Origin of the sequence: Marinobacter sp. UBA5687 (assembly GCF_002420325.1) — a bacterium.
Classification (GTDB): Bacteria; Pseudomonadota; Gammaproteobacteria; order Pseudomonadales; family Oleiphilaceae; genus Marinobacter; species Marinobacter nauticus.
Genome location: NZ_DIHV01000115.1, coordinates 1 through 9,654, shown reverse-complemented (window position 1 = coordinate 9,654; position 9,654 = coordinate 1). Strand labels below are relative to the sequence as shown.

Annotated in this window: 10 protein-coding genes; 7 read left to right on the top strand and 3 right to left on the bottom strand. The window is 57.5% G+C overall.

The window, feature by feature from the left end:
* On the bottom strand, positions 1-304 hold a 304-nt coding region (locus B3Y70_RS11925), incomplete at its 3' end, for a beta-N-acetylglucosaminidase domain-containing protein (RefSeq protein ID WP_288589862.1).
* 178 nt (positions 305-482) lie between these two features.
* On the opposite strand from B3Y70_RS11925, the gene B3Y70_RS11920 reads away from it, so the two are divergent.
* From B3Y70_RS11920 to B3Y70_RS11890, 7 genes are all read left to right on the top strand, one after another.
* Positions 483-1,553 (top strand): acyltransferase family protein, encoded by a 1,071-nt coding sequence (locus tag B3Y70_RS11920; RefSeq protein ID WP_113879186.1) that lies wholly within the window; start codon positions 483-485, stop codon positions 1,551-1,553.
* A gap of 53 nt (positions 1,554-1,606) precedes the next feature.
* Positions 1,607-2,065, top strand: coding sequence for a hypothetical protein (locus B3Y70_RS11915; RefSeq protein ID WP_014422754.1), 459 nt, complete (start codon positions 1,607-1,609; stop codon positions 2,063-2,065).
* 139 nt (positions 2,066-2,204) lie between these two features.
* Complete coding sequence (locus B3Y70_RS11910; RefSeq protein WP_113879184.1) at positions 2,205-3,281, top strand: TRAP transporter substrate-binding protein; 1,077 nt, start codon at positions 2,205-2,207, stop codon at positions 3,279-3,281.
* 104 nt (positions 3,282-3,385) lie between these two features.
* On the top strand, positions 3,386-3,931 hold the full coding sequence (locus B3Y70_RS11905; RefSeq protein WP_023011279.1) for a TRAP transporter small permease subunit: 546 nt from the start codon (positions 3,386-3,388) through the stop codon (positions 3,929-3,931).
* On the top strand, positions 3,928-5,226 hold the full coding sequence (locus tag B3Y70_RS11900; RefSeq protein WP_011786891.1) for a TRAP transporter large permease: 1,299 nt from the start codon (positions 3,928-3,930) through the stop codon (positions 5,224-5,226). Before B3Y70_RS11905 ends, B3Y70_RS11900 begins: the two co-directional genes overlap by 4 nt.
* Positions 5,227-5,420: 194 nt before the next feature.
* The gene (locus B3Y70_RS11895; protein WP_286895305.1) at positions 5,421-6,737 is read left to right on the top strand and encodes an SAM-dependent methyltransferase; all 1,317 of its coding nucleotides are present in this window, start codon (positions 5,421-5,423) and stop codon (positions 6,735-6,737) included.
* On the top strand, positions 6,737-7,861 hold the full coding sequence (locus B3Y70_RS11890; protein WP_153740492.1) for an NAD(P)/FAD-dependent oxidoreductase: 1,125 nt from the start codon (positions 6,737-6,739) through the stop codon (positions 7,859-7,861). Before B3Y70_RS11895 ends, B3Y70_RS11890 begins: the two co-directional genes overlap by 1 nt.
* Before the next feature lie 93 nt (positions 7,862-7,954).
* Here B3Y70_RS11890 and B3Y70_RS11885 read toward each other — a convergent pair whose 3' ends face one another.
* Both B3Y70_RS11885 and B3Y70_RS11880 read right to left on the bottom strand, forming a co-directional pair.
* Positions 7,955-8,848: a porin gene (locus B3Y70_RS11885; RefSeq protein WP_227548866.1), complete on the bottom strand. Its 894-nt coding sequence runs from the start codon at positions 8,846-8,848 to the stop codon at positions 7,955-7,957.
* Positions 8,849-8,933: 85 nt separating this feature from the next.
* On the bottom strand, positions 8,934-9,560 hold the full coding sequence (locus B3Y70_RS11880; protein WP_226374353.1) for a DUF2057 domain-containing protein: 627 nt from the start codon (positions 9,558-9,560) through the stop codon (positions 8,934-8,936).
* Between the last annotated feature and the right edge of the window lie 94 nt (positions 9,561-9,654).

The following is a 9,654-nucleotide window of genomic DNA, read 5'->3' as shown; positions in this document are numbered from 1 at the left end:
TCAGTTTCTTCGCCAGGGCCTCCCGGGCCGTCTCATCGAAGTTATTGAAGATTTCGAACGGGCTCAGCCCGACACCAAACCGCACACCTTCACGCCGGCAGAATCTGGCAAAGTCCGCCAGTGCCTCAGCCTGCTCCGGAGGGTGCGGTTCCTGCCAGCGACGACGCAGGTAAGGGTCGGCCTTGGGGGCATACAGATAGAAGCCGTAACCATGGGCAAGCAGGGCATTGACCAGTTGGCGCCGTTCGGACCAGGTCCACAGAGGCCCGTAAAATCCTTCAATAATTCCCAGTTCCACCGTCATAAACCTGTCGCTCCCTGTCTGCCACCCAAGCGAATACTATACCGGACCAGCTGCCTTGATGACGGGATCGTCAGCTCTCAGCAAGCATACCGTATAATTAGATCCTAGCCGCTACTGTCACAACCTGCCTAGAATAAACGATCCGGTAAAATGTTGAGTTTTCAGGAGCACAGCTTTCATGCCCAATGGTCAAGACCGACTGCCCGCACTGGACGCGCTTCGAGGCATAGCGGCCCTGGGTGTGGTGCTGTTCCACTACCTCCCCTACTACGACAAACTCTACGGCCACAGTTTCAGCACGCCGGACACCCTCGGTTTCGGGCGCTACGGGGTTCACCTGTTCTTCATCCTCAGCGGCTTTGTCATCTTCATGACCCTGGAGCGCACCCGCAGCGCCAGCTGGTTCGGACTGGCCCGAGCCTTCCGCCTGCTGCCTGCACTCTGGGCCGGCATTGTATTGACCTGGATTGCCGTTCAACTGATGGGGCCAGCTGACCGCATGGTGAGCCCGGGCTCGGCGCTACTGAACATCACTCTGCTGCACGAATACCTGGGCCATCCCCATGTCGATGGCGCCTACTGGAGCCTGGTTATTGAAGCCACGTTCTACGTCTGGATTGCCTTGCTGTTCTACGGGCTGGGGAGCTGGCAGCGCATGCGGCCAGTACTCTGGGCCTGGACTCTGGCCAGCTACGCGGCGGTGATCTGGTGGAAAGCCATTCCCGACGGGCTGGAATTCCTGATCAAAGACCTGTTGTTTACCCGCTACGCGCCCCTGTTCATCAGCGGCATGCTGATCTACCGCTGGCACCGCCACAATCGTTTGCCGGTCGCGGATCTTGCGCTATTGACACTAACCATCAGCCACTGCCTGCTCGCTTACAAGGCACCGTTCAACCTCTTTGTGCTCGGCTGTTATGGCGTTTTCGGGCTGGCCGTAGCCGGCTATCTCAACGTTCTGGCACGGCCGGGAATGCTCTGGCTGGGCAGCATTTCATACACCCTGTACCTGGTGCACCAGAACATTGGTTATGGCGTGATTGATCTGGCTTACAAATCCGGTCTACCCGGCCAACTTGGTGTGATGATGGCCCTGGCCGTTGCCATTGGTCTGGCGGCAGCCCTGCATTACGGTATCGAAAAACCCGCGCTGCGCTGGTTCCGGCAGTGGCGCAAACGTGCCGTACCGGATACTGGTCTGACGTTGATCAACGCCCCGGTGCCGAAAAAAGCGGAAAATCTTGACTAGACTGAACACAACAAAAAAACCTGAAACCCATTGCCTGACAAGAGTAAGACGCCATGGAAATCAAAACCTTCGCAGACCTGATTGACTGGACACGCCAGCTCCACGCCCACCTTGCCAGGTGCCTGCACGAATCCGCCCAGAAAAATCAGAACGAACGCGCCAGCGCCTTGCTCGATTACATCAGTTCCCACGAGGCACTGCTGGAACAGGCTGTTGCCGAGTACGAGAAACAGGCCGACCCGAAAGCCATGACCACCCGCCTGTACGATTATGGCGTGCATAAACCCATCGAGAAGAACCGCACCTGCGATACCCGCTATAACGATCTGGATTTTGACGGTATTGCCCGGGAGATCTTTGATTTCCACGACCAGGTGATGGACCTGTACGACGCCCTCATCGGCAAAGCCGAGATTCCCGAGGCCAAATCCCTGCTGGAGGATCTGAAATCCCTGGAGGAGCACGAGGCCATGCTCCTGGCCAGCCAGATCGGTCGAATGAACGACATCTAACGTTAGACCAATGTCGTAGTCCGGCAATTTTTTGCTGCAGCCCACCCGCCATAGTTGCTAATCTGAACTACACTCTTGAGTTCCGGACCCCACGAGGGGCCGGGCTCTACTACAACAATGACAAGAGGTTAGAAGAGCAATGAAGATCCGTTCTGTTCTTTCCGCGGCTGTGCTGGCTGTGGCAACTACCTTTGCCGCCACCCAGGCGCTTGCCCAAGACAAGTTCACCCTGCGACTGGCAGAAACCTGGGGCCCGAACTTCCCCATTTTTGGTGATACCACCAAACGCTTCGCCGAAACCGTTAACAAGATGTCTGATGGCCGACTGACCGTCCGCATTGACTCAGCCAACAAGCACAAGGCCCCGCTGGGCGTATTCGACATGGTCAAGGCCGGTCAGTACGACATGGGCCACTCCGCCTCCTATTACTGGAAGGGCAAGGTGCCGGAAACCCTGTTCTTCACCAGCATGCCATTTGGCATGAATGCCATGGAACAGTATGCTTGGTTCTACCACGGTGGCGGTATGGAGCTGATGCAGGAAGTGTATGAGCCCCACAACATGCTGTCGTTCCCTGGCGGCAACACCGGCGTACAGATGGGCGGCTGGTTCCGCAAGGAAATCAAATCCCTGGATGACCTCAAGGGTCTGAAAATGCGTATTCCCGGCTTTGCGGGCGAAGTCTTCGCAGAAGTGGGTGTTAACCCCACCAACATCGCCCCGGGCGAGCTCTACACCGCTCTGGAGCGCAATACGATTGATGCCGTTGAGTGGGTAGGCCCTGCGCTGGATCTGCGTCTTGGTTTCCAGCAGATTGCTGACTACTACTACACCGGCTGGCACGAACCGGCAACCGAGCTGCAGTTCCTGATCAACAAGCGCGTCTGGGATCGCCTGCCGGCAGACCTTCAGGAAATCATGCGGGTAGCCATGCGTACCGCTTCCTATGACATGCTGGTTCACTCCCAGCACGCCAACGCCGAAGCCTGGGCGGACATCAAGGAAGAGTATCCGAACGTGCAGATCAAGCGTTTCCCGGATGACATTTTCCAGGCCATGTACGAGGCCAACGAGAAGCTGTTGAAAGAGGCCGCGGCAGAAAGTGAGATGGCTGCGAAGATCATTGAATCCCAGCACAATTATCTGGAGCAGAGCCGCGCTTACACCGACATTTCGGAGCGGGCTTACCTCAACACCATGGCCGAAGTCGAGTAAACTATTCGTTTATGACGAATCAGAGCCGGGATCGCTCTTCCAAGTGATCCCGGCTTTTTCATTTCCAACATTCAGAAATTCCGCGATGCGGAGGAAGAAGTTCGATGCGCTGGATTATCCGACTGGACGAGGGCCTGGCCTGGCTCTCCAAACTTTGCGGCTGGATCGCCTGTGTGGCCATGATCCTGATGGCTGCCAACGTCTTCTATGACGTCGTCGCACGCTATGCTTTCAACGATGTGTCCATCGCCATGCAGGAAATGGAATGGCACCTTTATTCAGTCGTCTTCCTGCTTGGCATTCCCTATGCCCTGCGCACTGATGGTCATGTACGTGTGGACGTTTTCTATACCAACTGGAGCCAGAAGCGCAAAGCCTGGATTAACCTGATTGGCGCCGTTCTTTTTGTTATTCCGTTCGCCTACCTGATTGCCACCTATGGCTACAGCTACGCCATGGATGCCTACCAGATGGGCGAAGGCAGCGGCGACCCCGGCGGCTTACCGCACCGCTGGGTGATCAAATCCGTGATTCCGGTCAGCGCTTTCTTTATGGGAACGGCCGGCTTGAACATGGTGACCTACGCCATCCGTGTGATGGCCGGTGACAAGCGGTACGAAGGCGAGCACAGCGCAGGAGGTCTGGCATGATCGGTATGATTATGTTCGGCGTGGCGCTGGTCATGCTGATGTTCGGTTTCCCGGTAGCCTTCACCTTCGGCGGCGTCGCACTGTTTTTCGGTATCTACGCCGAAGGCATGGATCTGTTTGCCTTCATGCCCTTCCGGATCATGAGCGTGATGCAGAACACCGTGTTGATGGCAGTGCCTCTGTTCATCTTCATGGGTGTGGTACTGCAGCGCACCAGACTGGCTGAACAGTTGCTGACCTCCATGGGACGGCTGTTTGGCGGGTTGCCCGGCGGCCTTGCTATTTCCACCATTCTTGTCGGTGCTCTGCTGGCTGCCTCCACCGGCGTTGTCGGCGCCAGCGTGGTTGCCATGGGCCTGATTTCGCTTCCGGTCATGCTCGCGCACAAGTACGACAAGCGCCTGGCCACCGGTACCATCTGCGCCTCGGGCACCCTGGGCCAGATTGTGCCGCCATCGATCATCCTGATCATTCTGGGTGACGTCCTTGGCCTGCCCGTGGGCGATCTGTTCAAGGCTGCGGTCATGCCCGGCGTGGTACTGATTGGCCTGTACATTGTCTACATTCTGATCCTGACCCGTTTCAAGCCGGAAACCGCACCGGCCATGCCGGCCCAGGATGAATCGGTCAGCCGGGGCAAGGAAATCCGGGATGCCCTGCTTGCGATTATTCCGCCACTGGCGTTGATCGTGATTGTGCTGGGCTCCATCTTCACCGGCATCGCCACTCCCACGGAATCCTCGGCACTGGGTGGCGTTGGCGCCGTGGTTCTGGCCATCATCTACCGCCAGTTCTCGTTCAAGATGGTCTGGGATGCCGCCAAAGACACCGTCAGCGTGACCGCCATGGTGTTCGCAATCCTGATCGGCGCGACTGCCTTCTCCATGGTGTTCAGCTATACCGGCGGCGATTATCTGCTGGAGGAGTGGCTGATGATGCTGCCCGGCGAACAATGGGGCTTCATTATCCTGGCCATGGTGGTCATTCTGGTGCTGGGCTTCTTCATCGATTTCGTGGAGATTTCCTTCATCATCGTGCCCATTCTGGCACCGGTGGCCGAGGCCATGGGCATCAACATGCTCTGGTTCGCCATCCTGATTGCCATGAACCTGCAAACCAGCTTCCTGACACCACCATTCGGGTTTTCGCTGTTCTACCTCAAAGGGGTGGCACCACCGGAAGTCCGAACCACGGATATCTACAAGGGTATTATTCCGTTCATTCTGATCCAGATTCTGGTGCTGGCGCTGATCGTCATCTTCCCGGAATGGTTCGGCATGAGCGCCACCTACTGACCCCCGAATAACCCTGCAACTCTGGCGGAGCCGGCCAATGCCGGCTCCGCCCATCCACCCGCTCTGCCCCTCAGTCTTCAGTCCGCCGACCTGACAAAACCTGATCATTTTCTATACTGAGTCAAAAAGCCGCGACTCTCAGTTCAGTTTTCGGGATTGCACGGACCATAACGAATCAGAGGAGAGAGCATTCCATGGCACAGAGTACCGCTCATAAACCGGAGTTACCGGACAAGGAGGAACACCGGGCACACGTCCTCAGCCTGCCCCTGGAGCGCGGTCAATCCGATCGCGAACCCCACAGTTATGAACGCTGGCTGATCCATAAACTGATGCGTATGGCCGGCTCTCCCCCCATTCGTTTCCGGCTCTGGAACGGCGATGTCATAGAACCGGAAGTTCAGGACGCCCGCTTCACCCTGCACCTGACCGACCACAAGGCTCTCTACTCCCTGGTGGCCAACCCCAATCTGGCCTTTGGTGACCTGTATGCCGCCGGTCGACTGGAAATCGACGGCGATCTTCCAGATCTGATGGAGAGCCTGTACCGGGCCGTCCATGCCGCCCGCCAGAAATGGCCACGCTGGCTGGACGCCCTGTGGCGCAACCACAACCCGCGTGCCACCGGCATCTCCGAGGCCAAGGAGAACATTCACCACCACTACGACCTGGGCAACGCGTTTTACCAACTGTGGCTGGATGAGGCCGAAATGCAGTACACCTGCGCCTATTACGAGCAGGCCGACAACACCCTGGAACAGGCGCAACTGGCCAAACTGGAACACGTTTGCCGCAAACTTCGGCTGAAACCGGGCATGACCGTGGTCGAAGCCGGCTGCGGGTGGGGCGGGCTGGCCCGATATATGGCCCGTCATTACGGAGTGAAGGTGCATTCCTACAATATCTCACGGGAACAGCTGGCCTACGCCCGGGCTGAAGCAGAGCGACAAGGCCTGGACAACCTGGTTACCTATGTCGAAGACGACTACCGCAATATTGAGGGCCAGTATGACGCGTTCGTTTCTATTGGCATGCTCGAACACGTGGGCAAGGACAATTACCCCGCTCTGTCGGAACTGATCAAACGCTCCCTGAAGCCGAATGGTATTGCCTTGCTCCACAGCATCGGCCGCAACCGGCCCATGCTGATGAACGCCTGGATCGAGAAGCGGATTTTCCCCGGCGCCTATCCGCCCAGAATTGGCGAGTTCATGGAAATCTGCGAGCACAGCGATTTCTCGGTACTGGATGTGGAAAACCTGCGGCTGCATTACGCTCAGACCCTGACCCACTGGATGGACAATTTCACCGCCAACCAGGACCAGGTCACCGAGATGTACGACGAACATTTCACCCGGGCCTGGCGACTGTATCTGGCCGGTTCCATCGCCGCGTTCCGGGCCGGTTCTTTGCAGTTGTTCCAGGTGGTGTTCACCCACGGCGACAATAACCAGCTGCCCCAGAGCCGGCAGGAACTCTACACGTTTCCAGCCACGCCAGAGGGGGTCTGATGGAATACTACGACATCATTATCGTGGGGGCCGGCCCTGCCGGCTCAACCCTGGCCCGGGCTCTGGAGGACTCCGGCAAACGGGTACTGATCATCGACAAGCAAGCCTTCCCCCGGGACAAGACCTGCGCCGGCTGGGTTACGCCGGCAGTGATGGCCAGCCTGGACATTGATCCGGGGAAGTATTCCGTCGGCCGGACACTGCAACCCATTCGCCGGTTCCGGATCGGCATGATGGGGCAAAGTGCGGTGGAGAACGACCACGGGGATATTGTCAGCTACGGTATTCGTCGCTGCGAATTCGACGACTACCTGCTGGACCGTGCCGAGTGTGAAAAGCAACTGGCAACCGCGGTAAAGTCCATCAACCGGAACAACGGCAACTGGGTGATCAACGATCAATGGCAGGCGCCGCTGCTGGTGGGTGCCGGGGGCCATTTCTGCCCGGTGGCACGGCTGTTGGGCGACGGCCCGGGCAAGCATGAAACCGTGGTGGCCGCCAAGGAAGTTGAGTTCGAGATGACGCCAGAGCAGGCCCGCGCCTGCGAAGCCCGCGGCGACACGCCAGAGCTCTGGTTCTGCCGGGATCTCAAGGGCTACGCCTGGGTTTTCCGGAAAGGCAGCTATCTGAACATCGGCCTGGGCCGTGAGGACAACCACCGGTTATCTGATCATCTGGAAGCTTTTGTCGAGGAAATGAAACAGTCGGGCCGCATTCCTTCAGACCTGCCAGGCCGCTTCAAAGGTCACGCCTATCTGCTGTATGCCCATGCCAACCGACCACTGGTGGATGACGGCGTGTTGCTGATTGGCGATGCGGCCGGCCTGGCCTATACCCAGAGTGGCGAGGGCATTCGTCCCGCCATCGAATCGGCACTGATGGCGGCCAATGTTATCAAGGCCGCCACGGATTATTCCGCGCTCTCGCTGCAAAGCTATGGTGAACGCATTGCCGAACGCTTCGGAACCCGGGCCACGGACCAGGAGCCCGGCTTTGAGGTGCCGGACTGGCTGAAACAGCCCATCGCCAGCACCTTGATGCGCTCACACTGGTTTACCCGCAAGGTGGTCACGGAGAAGTGGTTCTTGCATCAGGAGGTGCCGCCACTGGAGGTCGCGGTTTAGATACACCAAGGCCGGGCGCTGAGGCCCGGCCTTGATTTCACGTCTGCACTGACCTGTAGCTCGATACCAGGCTGGCGCATGTAACGAGCGAGCTTAGAACTTCACGCGCATACCGGCCAGGAAGCCCATGTCGGCGTCGTCGCCAGACGCATCTTCAAGGTCGCTCTGGGCGATTTCGGCGAACACGCTGACGTTCTTGGCAGCCGGGAACTTGTAGGTTACGTTGGCGTACCATTCGGTAATGTCGTCCGCGTCATCTTCTTCCTTGTTGCCCATACCGAGTGCGACGTCGGTGGTGGCAGCAACAGCAAACACAGCCGCCAGGTTGTACTGGGTGGTTTCGAAGTCGTCTTCGTCGGTGGAGCTGTAATCAGCGGCCAGGTTCATGAAGCCGAAATCGTAGGAAGCGCTCACACCCCAGGTGTCCGCAGATTCAGCCGCGCCAGCCGCTCGGGACTGCTGGTAAGCCGCTGCCAGTTCCAGACCTGCCAGTTCAGTAGCAACGAAGAGATCGTAGTATTCACCGTCCTGATCCGCAGCATCCATTTCGTGAGAAGCGGCGATATAGACGTTTTCCAGCTCGATGTCGACACGAATCGTATCGTCACCCGCTGTTTCTACGCCATCAAACCGGTCTTCATCAATGGTCTCGACTTCGTAGGCTTCTTCAATACCGAATTCGTCACCGGCGAAGTCCTGCTTACCGAAAGAGAAGGAGGCAACGCCGTACTTCAGACCGACATAAGCCTCTTCCAGGTTGCTGGCGTCCTGACTGCCTTCCGCCGCTTTTTTGTAACCCACATCCAGACGACCAAACGCAGTCAGGTCATTGCCCAGATCGTAGGCTACGTAGTTTTTCAGCTCCATATCGTCGTACTCAACCTCGGCACGCTCATCAAAGCCAGTGGCCTGACGGAACTGAATCTGGAAGTCACCGTTCAGTTTGTAGGTAAAACCATCTTTCTCGTAAACAGTCGCAGCATTCACAGAATGCTGCGGCAACAGTAGACACAGCAACAGCCAGAAGAAGCTTCTTCATTTTTGGAACTCCACGTTCAGTTTGGTTTGGTGTTTATTGGTTGCTGGAATCAACCCAGCTGTCCCACTCTTTTCGAGTTTGTTCGTCAGCTTTCAGATACCAGTAGCGCAGCATCCTGCTGACCATTTCCTGATCCGGATCGACGTGCGAATCCAGCAACAACCCGTCCTGGTTGGTTATCAGCCCCGGAGCAGCTACTGCCGCTTTGGCGCCGGAACGGTTATAGGCCGCCAGCTCACGGGCATAGTCCCGCACCAGCTGAAAGCCCTCTTTCTCGAGCACATCGGCGGTAAACGCCACCTCACGGCCCTGGCGATCAGTCAACTGCCAGTTACCCTGTTGATTGAAAGCGTCCATTTGATTCCGCGACTCGATTTCCGGAGCGCTCAGGGCCAGTGCGGTATCAGCAGCCTCGAAACGGACAACGAAGGCGTCGCTGGTTTCCAGCACTTCTTCACGACCAATTTCGGTGGTGCACTCCACCACCAACTGCTGGGTACCATCAGCAAGAGTCAGTGACTGGCCAGAGCCGGCGGTCTGCTCGCTATCCTGAACAGCCTGCACGTTCACACAGGCCCCCAAAGTGAGCTGAACCTCTGCCAGAGCCGGCAACGGCATCAAGGCGGCAAGTAAACAGGTCGTCCAGGCAAGTCTCGTCACGCTTTATTTCCAATCGGTGGTTGGCAGCAATCTTGAGACGACACTATGGCGGGAATTTATTAACGGACTGTTAAGGAGGGTCTGATTAACGCCT

Bases quoted from the DNA above. Each gene is read 5' to 3' on its own strand.
- B3Y70_RS11920 (WP_113879186.1), top strand. From the start codon at position 483: ATGCCCAATGGTCAAGACCGACTGCCCGCACTGGACGCGCTTCGAGGC.
- B3Y70_RS11910 (WP_113879184.1), top strand. From the start codon at position 2,205: ATGAAGATCCGTTCTGTTCTTTCCGCGGCTGTGCTGGCTGTGGCAACT.
- B3Y70_RS11890 (WP_153740492.1), top strand. From the start codon at position 6,737: ATGGAATACTACGACATCATTATCGTGGGGGCCGGCCCTGCCGGCTCA.
- B3Y70_RS11900 (WP_011786891.1), top strand. From the start codon at position 3,928: ATGATCGGTATGATTATGTTCGGCGTGGCGCTGGTCATGCTGATGTTC.
- B3Y70_RS11895 (WP_286895305.1), top strand. From the start codon at position 5,421: ATGGCACAGAGTACCGCTCATAAACCGGAGTTACCGGACAAGGAGGAA.
- B3Y70_RS11905 (WP_023011279.1), top strand. From the start codon at position 3,386: ATGCGCTGGATTATCCGACTGGACGAGGGCCTGGCCTGGCTCTCCAAA.
- B3Y70_RS11915 (WP_014422754.1), top strand. From the start codon at position 1,607: ATGGAAATCAAAACCTTCGCAGACCTGATTGACTGGACACGCCAGCTC.